Consider the following 18,761-nt stretch of genomic DNA (forward strand, 5'->3'; position numbering starts at 1 on the left):
TACAGGAGTCATTCCATTCATGTACGGACGAGCAACGGCGAAGTTTCTGCCGCAATTCAAACTTGGCACCAAGGCGCTCCTCTGCGCGGTGCTGCTGATCGCCATGAATACGGCGCTCGTGGTCGGGGCCGGCTATTGGTCGCTCAGCTCCGTGTTCAACGATCGTGCGCTGCGCGATATCGAGGTTAGCCTGCGCACGCTGGCGCTGGCCTTTGCCGAGACCAATCCCGACGCGAAGATCAGCATGAAGGATGGCGCGGTGGCGCGTGCCGAGATTCCCAAGATGCCGGACTTTAGGGATCACGCCATCGTCGATCGCGCGGTGTCCTATGTCGGCGGCAACGCGACCCTGTTCGTGTTCGACGATGCGAGCGGGCAGTTCGTGCGGCGCTCGACCAACGTGAAGAAGGAAAATGGCGACCGCGCCGTCGGCACCCAGCTTGCCGCCGATCATCCGGCGCAGGCGCTGCTGCGCCGCGGCGAAGCCTACAAGGGCCCGGCCACCCTGTTTGGCAAGACCTTCATGACCGCCTATTTCCCGATCGCCGACGCCAACGGAAAGGTCGCCGGCATCCTCTATGTCGGCATCCCGATGGCCCAGTTCGAGAGCATGCTGGCCCACACGATCGAAAGCATGGCGGTCGCCGCCGGGCTCGCCGCGCTGCTGGTGCTGGTCCTGACCTTGCTGGTCGTCCGCCGTATCACCAAGCCGCTCACCTCGGTCGCGCGCTCGCTGACGGCGCTCGCCGAAGGTCAAAGCGACGTCGAGATCGATTGCGAGGATCGCGCCGACGAGATCGGCGAGATCGCCCGCACGGTCGCTGTGTTCAAGAGCAATTCGCAGGAGCGGGCGCGGATGCGCAGCGAGCAGGCGGCGGCTTCGGCTGCAGCCGCCGAGCAGCGCAAATCCGACTTGCGCAATTTCGTCGAAGAGTTCCGCGGCGGCGTCGGCGGCATTCTCGACAAGGTGCTGACATCGTCAGGCGAATTCGAGCGGGCGGCGCGGCAGCTCACCGACACCGCGCGCTCCACCGCCGATCTGTCGGCGCGGTCGGCGGGAGCTTCCGAAAATGCCTCCGAGCACGTGCGTTAGGCGGCTTCGGCCTCGGACGAGCTGTCTCAATCGATCTCCGAAATCACCCGGCGGGTTCAGGAATCGAACGTCATTTCCGCCGAGGCCGTGCGGCAGGCCGAGGCGACCGATCAGCGCATCGCGCAGCTCTCCGAGGCGGGCGCGCGCATCGGCGATGTCGTCAAGCTGATCACCTCGATTGCCGAGCAGACCAACCTCCTGGCGCTGAACGCGACCATCGAGGCGGCGCGCGCGGGCGATGCCGGCCGCGGTTTTGCGGTGGTGGCCCAGGAGGTCAAGACGCTGGCCGGCCAGACCGCCAAGGCCACCGACGAGATCTCGAACCAGATCGCCAGCATGCAGCTTGCGACCGAGGAATCGGTCGCCGCCATCAAGGCGATCAGCCAGACCATCGAACGCATCAGCGGCATCGCCGGCTCGATCTCGGCTGCGGTCGAGCAGCAGAAGAGCGCGACCCACAACATCGTCGCCAGCGTTCGCGCAGCGGTATCGGGCACGGCCGATGTCGCCGTCAACGTCCGTCAGGCCGCCGAGGGTGCGAACGAGACGGGTGAGACGTCCAGCCGGATGTTTGCCTCCGCCCAGGCGTTGTCGGGCGAGAGCCTGCACCTGAAGGCCGAGGTCGAGGGCTTCCTCGAACGCGTGCGCGCGGCGTAAGAGCCAACATCGTCATCCCGGGCGACGCTGCTGACGCATCGCCCGGAATGACAATTGGGTTATTTCGGCTGCGGCACGATCCGGATGTAGGGCTTCGGTTCCTTCCAGCCCTGCGGGTAGATCGTCTTGGCCTCGTCGTTGGAGACCGAGCCCGCGATGATGACGTCGTCGCCCTGCGACCAGTCGGCCGGCGTTGCGACGCGATGCTTGGCGGTGAGCTGGAGCGAGTCGATGACGCGGAGGATCTCCTGGAAGTTTCGGCCCGTCGTCATCGGATAGACCAGCACCAGCTTGATCTTCTTGTCCGGCCCGATGATGAAGACGTTGCGGACGGTCTGGTTGTCAGCGGCGGTGCGGGTGAGGGGATCGCCCGAGATCGCGGCCGGCAGCATGCCGTAGAGCTTCGAGACGTTGTAATCGGTGTCGCCGATCATCGGATAGTTCGGGGCCGCGCCTTGCGTCTCCTTGATGTCCTCCGACCATTTGGCGTGGCGGTCGACCGGATCGACCGAGAGGCCCATCAGCTTGACGCCGCGCTTGTCGAATTCCGGCTTCAGCTTGGCGAGCGCGCCGAGTTCGGTCGTGCAAACCGGCGTGAAGTCCTTGGGGTGCGAGAACAGCAGCGCCCAGCTATTGCCGATCCAGTCGTGGAACTTGATCTTCCCTTCGGTGGTCTCGGCTTCGAAGTCGGGGGCGGTGGCGCCGATCGGAAGTGTCATGGTTCTACCTCATGCCATTGAATTTGCTTGCGAATTCATCTTTGATCGTCAGGGCTAGTATAGAGACTCCACGATCCCAAGTGAACGCTAACTGAACAGCTTCAAGTAAAATGTGAATTCCTTCTTTGAAGGCCTGATTTCCTAGCACCTTTTTGTTACAGCCGCGCCTGCGGCGAAACATCTCCACCGGGGCTATACGGGCGCGATTGCCCCGAGAAAGCCTTTTATGACTCTCATCACGCTCGCCCGTCGCTTCCCAGAACCGAAATGGTCCTGACAGCGACCAATTGGCAACCATCTAGAAAAGTCGCGATCCCCGTATCGAATCATTAACCACCCCTTTACGCCGACATGAAAATGCTGGCCGATCAGAAGAAATCTGGAAGTGAACTATGTCTGCCGCTGCGCATAAGTCTGTTGAGTCGCCGTCCCTCGAACCGTCCTGCCGCGATACCTCGGCCCATGCACTGACTATCGTGCGCGACGGCGTGATCACGGGCGAAGGCCCGACCACCAAGGGAAGGGTGCATTTCTCCCGCTCGCTCGATGCCGATGATACCGCCTGGTGCGCCCGCATTCTGACGGCCACGGCCGTCAACGACCAGCCGATCAGCCGCGCCGAGGCCGAAGTGCTGTTCGAGATCAACGAAGCCGCAACCGAGCGCACCGATGGTGGCCGTTTCGACGACCTGCTCGCCAAGGCGGTGGCCCATTATGCCGCCAGCGCCTCCGGCCTGAAGGTGCCGCCGCGCAGCGTGGCGCTGTCGGCCGAGTCCGACATCGAGAGCTGGGCGCCGTCCTATGCCTCCAAGGTCAACAGCGAAATGCTGGAGTGGATCGCCGGCCAGATGCGCGGCAAGCGCCAGAACAACCGTCGCCTGATGGCGATGGTGGCGACCTTCCTGGGCGCCACCGCGCTGCCTCTGGCGGGCCAATTGCCGAACGTGTTCGACATCGGCATGTAAGATTTCGGGCATGTAAAATTCTGCGCCTCTCACGAGGACGCATTTGAACGGCGGGGTTATTTCCCCGCCGTTTTTTGTTTGCCGGTCTCCAACTCGAGACCGAGCGTGCGGCCCGGGAAACCGGCAGTGTCGAAATAGCGCTGGCTGCCGACGCGCTGGAAGTTCAGCACGGTCTGCAGGCCGTTCTCGGACTTCTTCGACTTTTCGACCCCCTTGTACGCCTTCGGTACGGTGCCGTTGGGCAGGGCCTCCGACATCACGCGGCCGACGAGGCCGCCGTTCTGCGAACTGCGCAGGCCGAGGAGCTGGGCGGCGGTCATGCCGACATCGGCATTGCTGACCGGAATCTCGCTGACATAGCCGGCTTTGAAGTCCGGACCGATCGCGGCCATGAAGTTCATGGTGTCTCCGCGGCTGAAGCTGCCATGCATTCCCTGGCCCTGGCGCAGCACGGTGTCGGCGACCTGCACCGAGCAGTTGGTTGGCGCCTCGCCGCAATCGCTGGCATAGGAGCGGAAGTTGACGACGATCGCCGGCGTCGGCGTCGCCGCCTTGCCGCGCAGGTTGATGCTCGACAGCGGCAGGGTGCCGGGGAAGCGGCCGAGCGAGTCGTCGACGAACAGGCCGGAGACGTAATCCTGTTCGAGCAGCAGTTTGACGGTCCTGGCCGCCAGCTTCTTGTCCTTGTTCGGCAGATAGATCAGGTCGGAGCCGCCATTGGTGGCGACGACGAGATCGGGCTTTTCCGGATCCTTGCCGAGCACGCCGTTGCCGGCCTTCGGATGCTTGTTGCCCTCGATCTTCGCATTCTTGTCGTTGGGATCGAACAGCGGCAGGTCGAGCGCCTTGGCAAGGTCGAGCGCGAGAAAGCCCATCGGCAAAAAGTCCTTCGGCGTGTCGTCATAGCTAAGCTTGGCCGAGGGGCTGGTCTTGCTCTCCTTGGAGATGGTCGAGAAGCCGTGGTCGGCCTGGACCATAATGTTGGTGTTGGCGGCAAGGCCGAGCTCGTCCAGCGCCTTGCGGAGCTGGGCGAGGTTGTTGTCGGCATTCTTGATGCCGGCCATCGAGGTCGGCCCGTTGATGCCGGGCATGATCTGATTGAGGCTGTCGCCGGTGTTGTGCTGACTGCCGTCGGGGTCGCGCGACCAGAACACCAGCACGAACGGCTTGTTGCGGGCCTTGAACATCGGCAGCACGACCTTGGCCGCGACGTCGGCGAAATAGGCCTGCTGCGCGATGTTGGCCGCCGTGGTGCCGGGCGTCTTGGCATCGCCCGCCTTGGAGTTGTCGCCGCGCGGCGGCGTTGCGAGGGGCAGGCCGGCCTTGGTGAGAGCGGCCTTGACCTCGTCCGACAGCGCCACGCCGTTCTTGCCGCCGGTCGCATCGTCGAACACGACCGAATGCAGGCCGGCCTTTTCGGGCTTGTCGGTGTGGTCGAACTGATAGGTCGGACCATGCTTGCCGAGCGCGGCGGTGCTGTAGCCCTTGTCGCGGGCCAGCTTCAGGATCGTGTCCTCATTGAGATAGTCGCCCTTGAAATGCTCGTCGATGTCGCCGAGCACGGCGTCGTTCTCGATGAAGGGGACCACGGTGTCGCCGGCGGGCACCGAGGTGTAGTTGGTCCAGATCGTGTTGGAGAACACGCCGGTGTCGCCGAGATAATGGCCGGTCGACATCGCCGAGCCGTTGGCCATGGTGAAGGTCGGGAACAGCGAGTGCGAATTCTTGAAATTGACGCCCTTGTCGCGGATTTCGGCCATCGCCGGTGCAGTCTCCGGTGTGACCTTCAGCGCCCGCAGACCGTCCGGAATGAACAGGATCAGGTTGCGGGGCGTGTTGTTCTCGGCGGAGGCAGGTCCGGTCGAAAGTCCGGCGGACAGCACTGTCAGTCCGGCTGACAGCAACACCAGTGAACGGCGCATCAAAATCTCTCCCTGCGAAGACAGCTTGGCCGCCAACCGCGGCCCCCGGCTTCGTTTAGTTTCGCTGCATGACGGTTTTGTTACAAGAGCGGAGCGGCATGCAAAGAAGGGTAGGGATCCCGCTCTGCGCTGCGTCCGGGCACGAGATCGCGGTGTCGGCAGGCAACTGCTTCAGCATCGTCATTGCGAGCGCAGCGAAGCAATCCAGAATCTTTCCGCGGCAGACTGGATTGCTTCGCTGCGCTCGCAATGACGGAATCTGTGGCTGGCAGCGTCGCGCTTCCATTCGCATTCCGGATCGCAGACGCACCTTCGCATCCTCGCGGCGTGTTCGCCCGAGCTTTGCTTCGTCGTCTCACCCTCAAGTGAAAGAGGGCGCAGGGAAGACCGGGTGCCGGCTGGCACCCGCGGTCCACTGTGCGAGATTGTGGTAACTGGATTGCACAGCGGCATACAGGTGAAGCCAAAACATCCGGCCTTCCCTGCGCAGTGGTTTTACGGCTTATGTCGCGCTCTCCCCGGGGAGCGATGCACTATTGCCCCCGTCGCCTTGCGGATGGCTGATGCGTGTGCCCGGTTGGGCAACCCACATCACCGCAACACTTGGCGCACAGACCCCGGGCGCCAGGACCACACGATTTTGCCGTACGCCAATCACACCGGTCGTGTGCGCGACACTTTCGCTCACGGTTGCCCGCCCTGCGAAGCCCTTCGCGCCGATGTGACCTGCGTCCACCGCCGTCCGGCCCGCGTTCGTGACGATCGCGATACGCCCCTCTTCCTTGGGCCGGAGTGAGGAATTACTAACAAAAATCCGAATTCTAATAAAGAGAAATATTTTGTCGCCGGTCCGTTGACCCCGGACTTGGGTGTTTCGTCTGAGATGACGCAAGGGATTGTGGCCGGAGCGGTCAATCCGGCGACGTCGGCACCGGCGTATTCTGCGCGACCGCCTTGGCAGGCGCGGGATTGGGGCCGCCATTGGCCAGGTGGCGGCGAAACGATGGCGGCGCCGCCTGCAGGGCAAAGATGATCGCAATCTGGGTTCGGTTCTGGAGACGGTATTTGCGCATGATGTTGCCGATATGCGCCCGGACCGTGTTCTCCGAGATCTTGAGCTCGTACGCGATGTTCTTGTTCTGCATTCCGCGTGCGATCAGCATCATCAGGTCCCGCTCGCGTGGCGTGGGTGTGATCGATTGTTTCGGATCCGGACTCATGAATGCTCCTCCGTGGCCTTTGGTCGATGCGAACACCCCAGCATGTTCTCACTCCGTCTTGAGTGCCTCGATCGGGCTGAGCTTGGATGCCTTGTGGGCGGGATAAAAGCCGAAGATCAGGCCGGTCGCGATCGAGAAGGCGAGGGCAAGGCCGATCGCCTGGCCGTCGATCGAGGTGATCCATCCTGCCAAGCGAGCCACCGTCATCGAGAGCGTGACGCCGGCACCGACGCCGATCGCGCCGCCGAGCAGGCAGAGCACGAGCGCCTCGCAGAGAAACTGAAGACGGATGTCCCGCATCCGCCCGCCAAGCGCGCGGCGGATTCCGATCTCCCGCGTGCGCTCGGTGACCGACACGATCATGACGTTCATGATGCTGATGCCGCCGACGAGCAGCGAGACCGAGGCGATGGCGACGAGTAGGAGCGCGACGGTCCGGATCGCTCCCTGCTGCGCTTCCATGGCGGCGGCCGGATCCTGGACCTTGAAGTCGTCCTCCTGGCCGGCGGGGATACGGTGGCGTTGCCGCAGCAGGTTTTCGATCTCCGTTCGCGCCCCCGCCATTTGTCCGTCCGCAGCCACCTTGGCGATGATGTAGGCGACCGAATCCCGGTTGATGTTGCTCGCGCTGCCGAGGAAGCGCAGCTTGGCCGTGGTGAGCGGCACGAAGGCGACGTCGTCCTGCGCCGGCCCCTTGCGATCGAGGACGCCGACCACTTCGAGCGGCACCTTCATGATCCTGATCTGTGCACCGATCGGATCCTCGCCGGGCGCGAACAGCTCTTGCGCCACCGTGCTGCCGAGGATCACGACCTTGCCGGCGCCTGCCTCCTCGGTGCCGGAAAAATAGCGGCCGGTCGCAAGCTGCCAGTCGCGCACCATGAAGTGCCCGGTCGTCGTCCCGTTGATCGTCGTGTTCCAGTTCTTGCTCTCGTGAATGACCTGGGCCGTTCCTGCAATCGAGCCGGCCGCTGCCTGGATCTCGGGGATCTGTTCGAGGATCGCCTGCACGTCGCTCTCGGTCATGGTCAGCTTGCTGCCATCCTTGAGACGCACGCCGCCCTGGTAGACCGCGCCGGGGTTGATCATCAGCACGTTGGCGCCGATCGAGCGGATCTGCTCCTGGAGGCGAAGCTGGGCGCCGGACCCGATCGCAAACACCGTCACGATGGAGGCGACGCCGATCACGATGCCGAGCATGGTGAGGATGCTGCGCAACGGATTGAGGCGCAAGGCATGCAGCGCGATTTGAAAGCCCTGGAGCATCGTCATGGCGCAGCGCTCCGTTTCGGCAGGATCGGAGCCAGCGTTTCGTCAGCGACGAGCGCGCCGTCGTGCAGGCGGATCGTGCGCCGGCACTGGGTCGCGATCCCTGGATCATGCGTGATCATGACGATGGTCTGGCCGCTCCGGTTGAGCGCGGCGAACAGGGCCAGTATCTCGGCGCCGGTACGGCTGTCGAGTGCGCCGGTCGGCTCGTCGGCGAGCACGATCAGCGGGGAGGCGATCAGGGCGCGCGCGATCGCGACGCGCTGCTGCTCACCGCCCGAGAGCTGCCGCGGGAAGTGATGGGCCCGGTGCACCATGCCGACGGCCTCCAGGCTCTGCTCAGCGCGGGCCAGACGTTCCTTGCGGCTGATGCCGCAATAGACCAGCGGCAATGCGACGTTCTCAATCGCATTATGGCGAGCGAGCAGATTGTAGGACTGGAAGACGAAGCCGATGCTGCGGGCGCGCAGGGACGACCGGCGGTCTTCCGAGAGATCGGCGACGTCCGTTCCCTCGAGATAGAGCGCGCCCTCGCTCGGCAGGTCGAGCAGCCCGATCATGTTCATCAGCGTCGATTTTCCCGAGCCGGACGGTCCCATCACCGCGACGATCTCGCCTCGTTCGATGTCGAAGCTGACATTGCGCACCGCAGTCACCGCTACGCCGTCGGCACGATAGGTCCTGGAGACCGACTGCAGGCTGATGAGGGGCGGGAGGGCCGTCATGATCCGAACCTGATTCCGAGAAACTCCATGCCGGCCGGCCGGATGGCCTGACCAACGGCGACCTGACTGCCCTCGACGAGGTCTCCGCTCCTGAGCGCGACTTGTTCGGTGCCGGCCGCGCCGACGGTCACGGGAATACGCCGGAGTGAGCCGCTTGCGGTGCGCGCCCACACCCCGCTGCGCGCCGCGGCATCCGGCTGTGTGCCGGAGGGCTGGAAGCGCAACGCGGCAAGCGGCACTTTCAGCACGTCGTCCTGCCGCTCGATCACGATCTTCACCAGGGCGGTCATGCCGGGCAGCAACGCGCCGTCGAGATTGGAGGTCGCCAGGACGACGGTGTAGGTCACGACGTGCTGCTGGTTCTGCGGTGCCTTGCGCACCTGCCGCACCACCGCCTCGAAGCGGCGGTCCGGGTAGGCATCCACCGTGAAATGGGCGCGCTGGTCGGGCGCGATGCGCCCGATATCGGCTTCGTCGACCTGCGCGTGGATTTCCATGTCCTCAAGCCGGTGCGCGACCACGAAGGTGGTGCGCGATTCCAGTCCGACCGCGAGGGTCTGGCCCTCGTTGACGAACCTTCCGACGACGACGCCATCGATCGGCGAGCGGATCACGGTGCGGTCGAGATCGGCCTGGGCCGCAGCGAGAACGGCCGCCTTCTCCGGCACGGCCATTCGTGTCTGCTGCAATTCCGCCTCGATTCGGCGGACGTCGGCCTGCGCCCCATCCACCGCATAGGAGTTGAGGGACATCAGAACTTCGGCCTCGCGTTCCTGGGCCAGACGCGCGGTGAACTCTGTCTGCGCGTCATCAACCGCCGTCGTGGCCACCACGTTTTGCGACTGGAGGGCCTGCTTCCGCTGCAGGGTCTTTTGCGCCGAACTCTTGACGGCCTGAGCGCTGTCGAGCTTGGCGGCGAGCACGTCCCGGCTCCCCCTCGCGTTTTGCAGGTCGATCCTGGTGCGATCGAGCTTGGCCCGGGCGACGTCGACCAGGGAATTGGCAACGGCCAGAGAGGCCCTGGCCTCGTCGACCTTTGCCGCAAAGCTGCGCGGATCGATCAGGGCGAGCGGCTGATCCTTGCTGACGGTGTCGTTGAAATCGACATAGACCCGGGCGAGCTGCCCGGACAGCTGGGAACCCACCTCGATCGTCTTGACCGGCTGCAGGGCACCGGTGACGGTGATGGTCTGCTCGATGCTGCCGCGCTGGATGGAGGCATAGCGGAACACGGGGGCATCCGATCCGAAGCTCCGTGCTTCCAGGCTGACGGGTTTGAGCAGCCGCTGGGTCGATTCAAAGGCGCGGGCCGCCTTCTCCGCGGCGCTCCCGGCCGCGTCGGTGATGACGGCTGGCCCGGCGGCGTAGACCGCGGCGAGGCCACATGCAGTTCCGAGCAAGGCAATAACTGGCACAAATCGCATATCGAAAACCCGCCTCTTGAAATGGCATCGTTGGCGGCAAAGGCAAAGATCGCGCTATGGTTGTAAACTCGCTGTGGTTGTAAATCACCAAAAACGCAGTCGATCGTCAGTGTGTCGCCGCTGCCGGGGCGACGGTCGGGCGCGCTTGATGATCCAGAAGTAAAGCCTGCGGGTACTATTTTTCGTGACTTGCCGGAAATGCATACGGAGCGTATCGATATGATGCGCGCGGTATCGAACTCGACAAGCTGACTGAACGTCCCGTCTGCTCTGGCCGAAGCGGCCAGCGCCTGGCGTTCAACTCGGCACGTGGGTGGCGACGCCATGACGCAGTCGGCGATACCGAAGTTCCGACGCCCGATCGTCGCATTCCCGATCGTCGCATTGTCGATATCGCGCCTCGCCATGATGCCGCAGGTCGCGAGGGCAAATCCCCGCAATCACGAAAGCCGATATGTGAACACCTTCACTCGTCTTGAACGGGTGTTGGCCCTAAGACGTCGAAGCGGCGGATCGGAGCGACTCGCTCGATCCTCGCGAATTCATCCAAGCACCTTGATCTCGCTTGCAAGAAGAATGGATGGCTCGATGCTTGTTCATCGAGCCCCAAGCCGGGGAGCCCGTTGCCATGAGTTCAGGTCAAGCCACAGTTTATATCATTGACGACGAAATTCAGATTCGAACCGCGATAGGAAGTCTCTGCGAGGAGACCGGGCATCAGGTAAAATTGTTTGCATCGACGGACGAGTTCGTCGCGGGCAGTATTTCCGACGGGCCTTCATGCCTCGTGCTCGACGTCCGTTTTCCCGGCACGGCGCCGACCGGCCTCGAGCTTCAGCGCCGGCTCGCCGAGACGGGCGTGCTCATCCCGATCGTCTTCATCAGCGGCCATTCCGACGTCCGGGTCTCGGTCGAGGCCATGAAGCGCGGCGCGGTCGAGTTTCTTCCAAAACCCTTTCGCGAACAGGCGATCCTCGACGCGATCAGGCATGGCATCGAGCGCGACCGCAGGCGGCTCGAGCGCGAAGATAGCGTTCGCGAAGCTCGCCAGCGCGTCGAAACGCTGACGGCGAGGGAGCGCGAGATCATGCTGTTGATGGCCGAAGGTCTCGTCGCCAAGCAGATCGCGGCGAGGCTCGGGGTGAGCGAAGTGACAGCCAAGGTCCATCGCACCCGGATGATGCGAAAGCTGGAGCTTCGCTCGCCGATCGAGGTGGTGCGGTTGGTCGACAGTATGGGACGCGAAGAAGAGACGACACGAACCGGCACGGGACAACCGTACAGCTAGTACCGCGGGCACCAACACGCCGCGCAACGTCTAGTCCGTACCGATTAGCATGAACTGCAGTCTGTTGCACGCAGCACGATCGGTTCAAAGTCTGTCCTGCGATGTCGGCCTCCTCCAAGACGGCATCCGAACCCAGTCAGAGATCTTAGCCAGAAAGGATATTCCATGCGCAAATTGTTTTTTGCTTCCGTTGCCGTGCTCGCCCTGTCCTCCGCCGCGCAGGCCGCTAACACCTCGACCACTGTGCAAGTGGGCGTCGTGAACGGTTCCAGCGTCTCGCAGCAGGGCCTCACCAACGACACCTCGTCGACCAGCCAGCTCGGCATCATCAACAGCGCGACCACGATGCAGGGCACCAGCGCGGCCTCGCTCAACAACGGCAGCACGGTGAACCAGATCGGCGTGCAGAACTCGGCAACGACCGGCCAGGTGGCGTTCGGCAACAACGGCAGCGCGATCACCCAGAACTCGTTCGGGCCTGCCCCGCTCCAGAACAACGCCGCCGCCGTCGGACAGCTCAGCGTGTTCGGCGTCAACGGCAGCACCGTCTCGCAGACGGCGCACTAAGCCAGCCCCGTTTGGCCGGACGCGTCAACTGCGGCGCGTCCGCGCCATTCTTGAAAGCACCGCCTCGGGCGGGACGACTCAGTGAGAGGTTGTCCGCCGACTTTGCGGAGGAAATGTCATGCATCAAAAATATCTCGTTGCCACGATCATCGCGTTCAGCTTGCTGACCGCCGTCGATGCCCAGGCCGGCAACTCGGCCAGCGTGCTGCAATTCGGCACCACCAACAACTCCTTCATCTCGCAGAGTGGCGGCACCAACAACAGCGCCACCACGATGCAATTCGGCGCCACCAATACTGCGACCACGTTGCAGACGGGCTCGTTCCTTACCGTCAACACCTCGGTGATCGGGCAGGGCGGCACGACTGCGACGGCGTCCAACACCGCGTTACTCGGCCAGGTCGGCGGCTCCAATTCGAGCCTGATCGGCCAGATCGGCGCGAACAACGCGGCTGGCGTCGGACAGCTCGGAATCCTGAACGGCTCGACGATTTTGCAACAGACTCCTTGATCGCAAATCAATTTTCAGTCGCGAGGCATGTCATGAGGCATTTTTCAGGCGCCGCCTGTGGCGCACTTCTCACCTTGTGTTGCGTGGGCGCCGGATCGGCCGGTGCCCAGACCGCCGACATCAAGACCATCGTGTCGCTCGGCGGCCCGCCGGTCGTGTTGAACCAAAGCAGCCAACTCAACATGGCCGGCGTGTTCATGATCGGCGGCAGCACCAGCGCGACCGTCACTCAAAACGGCACGAACAACGCGACCGGAATCCTGCAATTCGGCGGGACGACCTCGGCATCGGTCGGGCAGGCGGGCGTGAACAATGTCGCGTTTGTCGGCCAGGCCGGCCAGTCGACCAGCAGTTTCCTGTCGCAGTTCGGTGCGTTCAACTCGGCGACGGTTGTCCAGAATGGCCATTGAGCTGGGCGACCTCACCGCCATCAGAAATGTGATGGGGCAAGGCGATGAAACGCGGTAGACTTCTCCTGGCATTGGCGGCATTGCTCGCCGCTGTCAGCGTCGCGTCCGAGGTTTCCGCCGGATCCGTCCAGCGCGGCGTGACGAACCGGAACGTGAGCATCGAAACGGTCGTGCAGTTCGGCAACGATGTCCAGCCTGTTACGATCGAGGAGAACAGCCGCATCAATATCGCGCGTGTCATCCAGATCGGTGGCACGGGAACGGTCGATGCGACGATCATCCAGAACGGCACGCGAAATTATGTCAATGTGATCCAGGTCGGTGGCACGACCAACGTGGCGATCGGTCAGTCCGGCGTGAGCAACATTGCCGATATCACTCAGGTCGGCAGTTCCACCAACGCCCTCCTGCTCCAGATCGGAGATCTGAACACCGGAACGGTGCGACAATTCGGGCGCTTCAACTGGCTGTCGCTATTTCAGTTCAGCCGGTGATCGTGAAGGCGAGGTGCAACATGAGGTTCTTCGTACTCGCAGCAGGACTGAGCATCATGATGGCAACGGCAGCCGGGCCGGCGGGAGCCGGCGAGTCAGGTGACGGCCACACCACAATAGTTCAGGACGAGAATGGCACGTCCGTCATTACCCAGAGCGGCGATCCGGCGCAGGCCGAGGTCAAGATCGAGAAGGAGCCTGGGCGCACCACGGTCTATCGCCGCAGCGGTAGCAACACCGCCATCGTGTCGCAGGGCACCGGAAATCCACAGGACATGCTGGACTGGCTGCGCAAGCAGCAGGGCCGCTGACGCACGAAGGCCCATCGTCCGTGATGGACGATGGGCCACATCGTGAGCGAGCGTTACCAGCTGCGATAGACGCCGGTCAGTGTGCCGTTGTTGTTGCCATCCGGGCCGACATCGCCCTGCGTCGAGCTCGGCGCCGGATGGTTGGTGCCGTTGAGCGCACCGTACGGTCCGGCGACATCCGGATAGTACGCGCGTGGCTGAACCGGTTGGTAGGCCGGGGCGGTGCGGTCCCATCCCGCGCGCGCTCCGTTCCAATCATAGCCCTGGGCCGAGGCGGCCGTCGTGCCCGCGACGAGTGAAGCCGTGATCAGGCAGAGGAGTTTTGATTTGTTCTGCATTGGAGATGCTCCTTGCTGGTGTCGGGAGCCAACGACCGCAGTGCGGGAGCGTTCCGGGTGTTGTCGGCCGAAGCGATCAACTCCGATCAACTGGTTATGAAGTCCGCTTTCCCGGAACACGTGCGACATCAGCCGGAAGCCCGGGCGTCTTGCCGCAGCTTGTTCCCTGTTAATCCCGTGCCTTAACCAATAATTAATTATACGTTTGCGGGTGGGCGACAGCCCGGCCTAGCGTGCGGTGGGGAGCCGCTATCCGCGAAGCCAAACGAGTTGTGCGTATCATGATGTCCAGATCATTTGGGGCGTTGCTCGCCTCGCTCAGCGCAGCCGCGCTGCTCCTTGCCCCCAGCGACAGTTTTGCGAGGCCCGGCGGCACCGTCGCCCATGCCGCCACGCCGTCCGGTCCGGCGGCGCGTCCGCCGATTGCGCCAGGCGCCAGGTTCCGGGGCCGAAACACGCCCTGGGTCTACTGGCCGGGCGGCGGCGGGTTCTACTATGACAACGCAGGCTACGGCCAGCCTTTCGCCGAGACCGCACAACCCGTCTCCAGTGATGTGCGCTACACCTATACGTACGACGTTCCCTGGGATTGGACGCATCGCTTCCCGCCGAACGTGGTGCCGTCAGACCGGCCCTACGTGCCGAGCTGTCCGACGGAGCAGGTGACTGTGCCCGGCCGCGGCGGCGGCGAGCACACGGTCAACATCATGCGTTGCTACTGAGCAGCGCATTCGGCTCAGCTAACCCAGCTCAAAACTGGTCACGCCGAAGACGCGGTCGATCCGCAGCGGCGCGAGCGGTCCTGTGTACATCCGCGCCGTCTCGAACACCGGCTTCAGCCCGAGCTTCTCCGCGAGCGCAATCGCCTCGCGATTGACGGCGGGGACATCGAGGAAGATTTCGCCGCCGTTTGCACTCGCGAGCAAGGCCTGCACGATCGCGTCCGCCGCCGCGCGGTTGTCGGCGACGAGCGGGCCGATCTTGCGGCCGGTCCGGCACGGCCGGATCACGCCCCATGCAGCGAGCTTGCCGTCGCGCAGCACCGCGCGACCGACATGACCTGATGCGCCGATCCAGGAACGCAGGAAGGCGCCGCGCGGAGCCGGGAACACCGTTGCATCGTCGGCTTCAATGAGCGCGAACGGGATCGAGCCGAGCGCAACGACATCGGCGGGCGGCCTCGGTGGCGCGGCGATGAAGCCGCCATAGCGGACATTCGCGTAAGCAAGTTGGAAGCCGGACTTTCTGTAATTGTCCTGCTGCGCCACGACCCCGTCGAGGCCGATCACGCGAGTGCCCGCATGCGCGATCGCCGCCTTCCAGATGCGGAGGCCATGGCCGGAGCCGCGAAAACCTTCGCGCACGATGTAGAAGCCGAGGAAGGCGAAGCGATCGTCGTAGTTGACGCAGGAGACAGTCGCGACCGGCTCGCCGTCGATCTCGCCAACGAAAAAGCCGTTTGGGTCGGGGATCGCGAAACAGACGGCGTCGGAGAGGCACGGATTCCAGCCCTCGGCCGCGGCCCAGTCGACGGCGATGGCGATCTCCTCGGGGCGCAAATTACGGATCTGCAAATCGCTCATCTTTTAAGGTCGCTTTCGATGGTGGACCATCCGGCTGGTCCGGCGGTAGAAGGCCCATGACGGGCCGGGCTCGGCGGCTCGCCTCCACGATATCACAGAGGATGATCGGTCATGGCAGCACAGATGGCAGCAGAGAAGGTCGCACTCGTGACCGCCGGCGGCAGCGGCATGGGGGCAGGGGCTGCGCGCCGGCTCGCAGCCGACGGCTTTCGCGTCGCCATCCTGTCCTCCTCCGGCAAGGGCGAGGCACTGGCAGCCGAGCTCGGCGGATTGGGGGTCACCGGTTCCAACCAATCGAACGACGATCTGGAGCGGCTTGTCGACGGGGCACTTGCCAAATGGGGACGCATCGACGTGCTCGTCAACAGCGCGGGCCATGGGCCCCGGGCGGCGATCACGGAGATCACCGACGAGCAGTGGCACACCGGCCTCGACACCTATCTGCTCAACGTGATCCGTCCCACCCGGCTGGTGATGCCAATCATGAAGGCGCAGAAGGGCGGCGCCATCATCAACATCTCGACCGCCTGGGCATTCGAGCCGAGCGCGATGTTTCCGACCTCTGCGGTGTTCCGCGCCGGCCTTGCCGCCTTCACGAAGATCTTCACCGACACCCATGCCGCCGAGAACATCCGCATGAACAACGTGCTCCCGGGCTGGATCGACAGCCTGCCGCAGCTAGATGCGCGCCGCGACAGCGTGCCGATGAAGCGCTACGGCAAGGTCGAGGAGATCGCGGCGACCGTCTCGTTCCTGGCGTCCGACGGTGCTGCCTACATCACCGGGCAGAATATCCGCGTCGACGGCGGACTGACGCGCTCGGTCTGAAACGCTAGGGCTCGAATCGCGTTTCGCGCGCTTGTCGCGATGCGACATTGGCGTGCGTCGTGCGCCGCGGATGTGTGATCACGCGTGGCCCCTCAGTCACACTTGTCACGCGTTCGCGTGCCGCACGGCTCACACTACGTCACAGTCCCTATGAACTTCGCCGCAGCCCAAGACGGCGAGGGATCGGCAGCCTATGCCCGATCTGCGCCGGACAACTTCCGCCCGCGCATTCGAAACGCGAGATCGATCGCGTGAGGCAAGGAGACTGGAATGAAGAAGTTTTTGCTGGCAGTTGCCGCGGTCGTTTTGGGCTCCGCATCCGTGCAGGCGGCCGACCTCGCGGCGAACTATACCAAAGCGCCGATGATGGCGACGGCCTACAACTGGACCGGCTTCTATGTCGGCGGCAATGTCGGCGGACAGTGGGGGAGCGCCGATCCGACCACCTCGACCATCTGGACGCCGACCGGTTATTTCGACCCCAGCAGCGTTCCCGCCATCAACACGGTCGGCGCCCAGCGCGTCAACAGCTCCAGCGTGACCGGCGGCTTCACCGCGGGCTATAACTGGCAGGTCAACCACGCGCTGCTCGGCCTCGAGGGCGACATCAACTATTTCGGCTTCAAGGGCAGCGCGAGCGGCTCGGCGCTCTATCCCTGCTGCGCACCGACCGGCTTCACGGTGTCGTCGTCGGTCTCGGCCGACTGGCTCGCCACCATCCGCGGCCGCATCGGCTTCCTCGCGGCTCCGACCTGGCTGCTCTACGCCACGGGCGGTGCGGCGATCGCGGAGGTGAAGGGCAATTTCAACTTCACCGACACCTTCTCCGCGGCATCAGAATCGGCCGCGATCCGCGACACCCGCCTCGGCTGGACCGCGGGTGTTGGCACCGAATATGCGTTCGGCGGCGGCTGGTCGCTCAAGGCCGAATATCTCTACGTCGATCTCGGCCGCGCCAGCGCGACCAGCACCAATCTTACGAGTTTCGCAGGCGGCACGGCAAATCCGAGCAACGTCTACACCCACTCGGTCGACCTCAAGTCGAACATCGTGCGGGTCGGCGTGAACTACAAGTTCGGCGGACCCGTCGTCGCCAGGTATTGAGCTTCATCCCGTTTCCTGATCTGGCGTGGAAAGCCCCGGCCTGGCCGGGGCTTTCTGTTTGGACCTCAGCCTGCGTGGGACGCCACCAGATGCGCCAGTTCGGGCAGGATCCTGTAGCGTGCGATCTCGTGGGGATATTCGCCCCGATTGGCGAGCAGCACGATGCCGATCCGCTGCGCCGGCACGAGGCCGATGTAGCCGGAGGCATTGTTGAGGCCGCCGGGCTTATCGACAACGGTGACGCCTGGAAGACGCACCGTCTCCCAGGCCATTGCTTGTCCGAACTTGTCGTCGACGCGGAAGATCTCGTGCTGTGTCATCCGCAATGCCTCGCGCAAGTGAGGCTCGATCGTCCGCCCGTCGATGCAGGCAGCAACGAATCTCGCGAGATCCCGCGGCGAGGAAAACATCTGGCCCGTGCCGGGAAAATCAAAATAGCTCTGCTGGTTGCCGATGGGGCCGATCGCCATGCCCTGATCCGAATAGCCCTGGACCGCGCGCTGCATCCAGGCCTCCTCCATGACGGCACGGCCGTCCTCGCCACGTTCGGGTACGGAGGTCGCACTCATGCCGATCGGCTTGAAGATGCGTTGTTCGAACAGGCGTGCGATCGGAGCGCCGTAGCAGCGCTCGAGCACGAGTTGAAGCAGCACGTAGCCGGCGTGGCTGTAGACGCGCTGCTTGCCGGGCGCTTCGCCGGCTTGCGGTCTCCAGCTGTTGAACATCTCGATGAGCTGCGCGCGGGAGAAAGTGTCGCTCGGCCACGGCGGATGGTCGGTCGGCAGCAGCATGCCTGAGGTGTGCGTGACGAGCTCGCCGACGGTGATGCGGCGGACATAGTCGCCGGTGAGCTCGGGGAGATATTTCGCCAGACGATCGTCGAGCTGCAGCTCGCCGCGGAGGGTGCCGAGCGCGACCAGCGTCGCCTCGAACGGCTTGCGCAGGGAGCCGAGATTGAACAGGGTGTCGGGCGTGACCGGCCTATGCGTGGCGTCGTCGGCAAAGCCGTAGTTGAAGAACTCGACATGGCCGCCGGCATAAAGCGCGACGGCAAGGCCGCCCGGCTGGTCCGGCGTCACGGTCGGCGCCAGCTCGTTCGCGACGATGTCGCGCATCTGCGCGATCATGTCGGAATCCGCGGCGGCCTCGCGCGGCCAGGCAAGCGCGAGCGGAACGAGCGCAGCCCGGGCGAGCGCCCGTCGGGTAAGATATGATGAGGTGACAACAGGCGGCACGGCTCTGATGCAGAATGCGATGCGCCCCCACGTCTCTTGTAGCGGGACGGACCGTGTCTCCCTATTCACGATTGCGCGTGGTGGGTTCCGCGCGAGTG

The 18,761-nt window shown here is 64.0% G+C and carries 19 protein-coding genes and 1 pseudogene; 11 read left to right on the forward strand and 9 right to left on the reverse strand.

The features are described 5' to 3' along the window. Positions 1-19: 19 nt before the first annotated feature. Positions 20-1,750 (forward strand): annotated as a pseudogene (locus tag AC0L3P_RS02120) (methyl-accepting chemotaxis protein). A gap of 59 nt (positions 1,751-1,809) precedes the next feature. Here the strand turns inward: AC0L3P_RS02120 and AC0L3P_RS02125 are convergent. Then, complete coding sequence (locus AC0L3P_RS02125) at positions 1,810-2,469, reverse strand: peroxiredoxin (RefSeq protein ID WP_007603114.1); 660 nt, start codon at positions 2,467-2,469, stop codon at positions 1,810-1,812. A gap of 392 nt (positions 2,470-2,861) precedes the next feature. Between AC0L3P_RS02125 and AC0L3P_RS02130 the strand changes: the two genes are divergently transcribed. After that, entirely contained in the window at positions 2,862-3,434 is a 573-nt protein-coding gene (locus tag AC0L3P_RS02130) for a hypothetical protein (RefSeq protein WP_275168047.1), read from the forward strand. A gap of 56 nt (positions 3,435-3,490) precedes the next feature. On the opposite strand, the gene AC0L3P_RS02135 is transcribed toward AC0L3P_RS02130, so the two are convergent. The 5 genes from AC0L3P_RS02135 to AC0L3P_RS02155 all read right to left on the reverse strand — a co-directional run bounded on the left by AC0L3P_RS02135 (position 3,491) and on the right by AC0L3P_RS02155 (position 9,994). Beyond that, positions 3,491-5,356 carry an alkaline phosphatase family protein gene (locus AC0L3P_RS02135; protein WP_275168045.1) on the reverse strand — a complete coding sequence of 622 codons (1,866 nt, stop codon included), beginning with the start codon at positions 5,354-5,356 and terminating at the stop codon, positions 3,491-3,493. Between the two features lie 911 nt (positions 5,357-6,267). After that, positions 6,268-6,576 carry a response regulator transcription factor gene (locus AC0L3P_RS02140; protein WP_275168044.1) on the reverse strand — a complete coding sequence of 103 codons (309 nt, stop codon included), beginning with the start codon at positions 6,574-6,576 and terminating at the stop codon, positions 6,268-6,270. A gap of 48 nt (positions 6,577-6,624) precedes the next feature. Beyond that, complete coding sequence (locus tag AC0L3P_RS02145; RefSeq protein WP_275168043.1) at positions 6,625-7,848, reverse strand: ABC transporter permease; 1,224 nt, start codon at positions 7,846-7,848, stop codon at positions 6,625-6,627. Further along, entirely contained in the window at positions 7,845-8,570 is a 726-nt protein-coding gene (locus tag AC0L3P_RS02150; RefSeq protein ID WP_275168042.1) for an ABC transporter ATP-binding protein, read from the reverse strand. Before AC0L3P_RS02150 ends, AC0L3P_RS02145 begins: the two co-directional genes overlap by 4 nt. Next, positions 8,567-9,994 carry an efflux RND transporter periplasmic adaptor subunit gene (locus AC0L3P_RS02155; RefSeq protein ID WP_473300873.1) on the reverse strand — a complete coding sequence of 476 codons (1,428 nt, stop codon included), beginning with the start codon at positions 9,992-9,994 and terminating at the stop codon, positions 8,567-8,569. The genes AC0L3P_RS02150 and AC0L3P_RS02155 overlap by 4 nt, the downstream gene beginning before the upstream one ends. A gap of 628 nt (positions 9,995-10,622) precedes the next feature. Between AC0L3P_RS02155 and AC0L3P_RS02160 the strand changes: the two genes are divergently transcribed. The 6 genes from AC0L3P_RS02160 (at position 10,623) to AC0L3P_RS02185 (ending at position 13,575) form a co-directional block, all read left to right on the forward strand. Beyond that, positions 10,623-11,282, forward strand: coding sequence for a response regulator transcription factor (locus AC0L3P_RS02160; RefSeq protein ID WP_473300874.1), 660 nt, complete (start codon positions 10,623-10,625; stop codon positions 11,280-11,282). 165 nt (positions 11,283-11,447) lie between these two features. Next, complete coding sequence (locus tag AC0L3P_RS02165; protein ID WP_275168039.1) at positions 11,448-11,849, forward strand: curlin subunit CsgB; 402 nt, start codon at positions 11,448-11,450, stop codon at positions 11,847-11,849. Positions 11,850-11,967: 118 nt separating this feature from the next. Then, on the forward strand, positions 11,968-12,360 hold the full coding sequence (locus tag AC0L3P_RS02170) for a curlin (RefSeq protein WP_473300875.1): 393 nt from the start codon (positions 11,968-11,970) through the stop codon (positions 12,358-12,360). Positions 12,361-12,392: 32 nt separating this feature from the next. After that, positions 12,393-12,770, forward strand: coding sequence for a curlin (locus tag AC0L3P_RS02175; RefSeq protein WP_275168037.1), 378 nt, complete (start codon positions 12,393-12,395; stop codon positions 12,768-12,770). Between the two features lie 71 nt (positions 12,771-12,841). After that, a complete protein-coding gene (locus tag AC0L3P_RS02180; RefSeq protein ID WP_275168036.1) occupies positions 12,842-13,264 on the forward strand; it encodes a curlin in 423 nt (140 codons plus the stop codon). Positions 13,265-13,284: 20 nt separating this feature from the next. Beyond that, positions 13,285-13,575 carry a hypothetical protein gene (locus AC0L3P_RS02185; protein WP_275168035.1) on the forward strand — a complete coding sequence of 97 codons (291 nt, stop codon included), beginning with the start codon at positions 13,285-13,287 and terminating at the stop codon, positions 13,573-13,575. A gap of 53 nt (positions 13,576-13,628) precedes the next feature. Here AC0L3P_RS02185 and AC0L3P_RS02190 read toward each other — a convergent pair whose 3' ends face one another. Further along, positions 13,629-13,913, reverse strand: a complete 285-nt coding sequence (locus AC0L3P_RS02190) for a hypothetical protein (protein ID WP_275168034.1) — start codon at positions 13,911-13,913, stop codon at positions 13,629-13,631. A gap of 281 nt (positions 13,914-14,194) precedes the next feature. Here AC0L3P_RS02190 and AC0L3P_RS02195 point away from each other — a divergent pair, with 281 nt between their 5' ends. After that, positions 14,195-14,635 carry a hypothetical protein gene (locus AC0L3P_RS02195; protein WP_247462781.1) on the forward strand — a complete coding sequence of 147 codons (441 nt, stop codon included), beginning with the start codon at positions 14,195-14,197 and terminating at the stop codon, positions 14,633-14,635. An 18-nt stretch (positions 14,636-14,653) separates the two neighbouring features. Here AC0L3P_RS02195 and AC0L3P_RS02200 read toward each other — a convergent pair whose 3' ends face one another. After that, a complete protein-coding gene (locus AC0L3P_RS02200) occupies positions 14,654-15,496 on the reverse strand; it encodes a GNAT family N-acetyltransferase (RefSeq protein WP_473300876.1) in 843 nt (280 codons plus the stop codon). A 123-nt stretch (positions 15,497-15,619) separates the two neighbouring features. On the opposite strand from AC0L3P_RS02200, the gene AC0L3P_RS02205 reads away from it, so the two are divergent. Together AC0L3P_RS02205 and AC0L3P_RS02210 are read left to right on the forward strand one after the other, a co-directional pair. Beyond that, positions 15,620-16,324, forward strand: coding sequence for an SDR family oxidoreductase (locus tag AC0L3P_RS02205; RefSeq protein WP_473300886.1), 705 nt, complete (start codon positions 15,620-15,622; stop codon positions 16,322-16,324). A gap of 270 nt (positions 16,325-16,594) precedes the next feature. Further along, entirely contained in the window at positions 16,595-17,428 is an 834-nt protein-coding gene (locus tag AC0L3P_RS02210) for an outer membrane protein (protein WP_473300877.1), read from the forward strand. A gap of 65 nt (positions 17,429-17,493) precedes the next feature. Here the strand turns inward: AC0L3P_RS02210 and AC0L3P_RS02215 are convergent, their stop codons facing one another. Further along, complete coding sequence (locus AC0L3P_RS02215; protein ID WP_473300878.1) at positions 17,494-18,663, reverse strand: serine hydrolase; 1,170 nt, start codon at positions 18,661-18,663, stop codon at positions 17,494-17,496. Positions 18,664-18,761 lie beyond the last annotated feature (98 nt).

Source organism: Bradyrhizobium sp. WSM4874 (genome assembly GCF_055811835.1).